1 protein-coding gene is annotated in these 1,146 nt (G+C 27.1%); it reads right to left on the bottom strand.

Annotation, left to right across the window (positions count from 1 at the left end; all coding sequences use genetic code 11):
* On the bottom strand, positions 1-1,070 hold a 1,070-nt coding region (locus I1959_RS15315; protein ID WP_195238926.1), incomplete at its 3' end, for a DNA-binding response regulator.
* Between the last annotated feature and the right edge of the window lie 76 nt (positions 1,071-1,146).

Below are 1,146 nucleotides of genomic sequence, written 5' to 3'. Positions count from 1 at the left end.
CTTTTGTTATATTCGTTGTTCCTTCTCTTAACTTCATCTTTAGACATTATAGTTGTCATATACTTTTGTTCTTCTTCTGTTATTTGTAAAAGTTCTATTAATGTTTCATTTTTATATTTATAATCTTTATTCTTGCTTTTATATACCTTTTCTGCGCTCTCTGTTGCCCTTGTAGCCTCTTTTATCGACAACGGCTTTACAAACATCATATTTAATTCTAAAGTGTCATTTAAAGCCTTTTGTTCATCTTCAAAGAAATAATTTAAATAATATCTATATAAAAATAATATCATTTCTCTTTCGCCTTCTATATCGTAGCTCCTTAACTCACATAACTTCACTAAATCTGTTATTCTTGCTAAATATAACGATCTTTCATTAAATACATAAACTACTTTTTTAGGTCTTCCTCTTTTCTTTTGAGCTGTTGCTTTACCTTTTTCTTTTTTTGGTATTTCAGGTAAGTATTCTTCTTGAATTTCTCTTAATTTATGAATATATTCATTTATTTCTAATATCTTAACCATTGTATTACTTTTAGAATTTATACTTCCTGGAACTCTTAGTACCCTTGTCGGGTCTAATGCCATTCTATCTGCTCCAAACTCTTTTAATTCTTTATATATGTATTCTTCTATTGCTTTCCATAGCGGTAGTGCCATGTATGGAACTGGATCTATTAACCATATTAAATATAGTCCTCTTCCACTATCAATTATTAAATTTGGTATTGGAATTGTCTTTCCAAAGTAATTTTCATCTAAATTCATAAGTATTTGTGTTTTTGTATATTTAGTTTTGTATGTATCAAGATCCATATGAATACAATTAATTTCTTTTAAATTTTCTATACGTCTATATGTTTTATAAAATGTATTTAATGATATGTATATATTTTCTTGTGTAAAATCTATGTCTAGTAATTGATTTAACTTGTAATGCCACTGTTTAAATACTCCTTCATTTATTTCAGCTTTAGTTATCCAACCTTTACTTTTTCCATGAATAGCATTTATATATATTTGGCTTTCATCTTTGTATTCTTCTACTTTTCGTAGAACTTGTCCCATTTATTCACCTCCCCCAATTACAAATAACATTTTCATTATACCATATGCTTTCTCTATTTTTCAGCACTTCTCTATT

Origin of the sequence: Romboutsia sp. 1001285H_161024_C4, assembly GCF_015550185.1 — a bacterium.
Lineage (GTDB): Bacteria > Bacillota > Clostridia > Peptostreptococcales > Peptostreptococcaceae > Romboutsia_C > Romboutsia_C hominis.
This window is presented reverse-complemented; position numbering and strand designations above follow the sequence as displayed.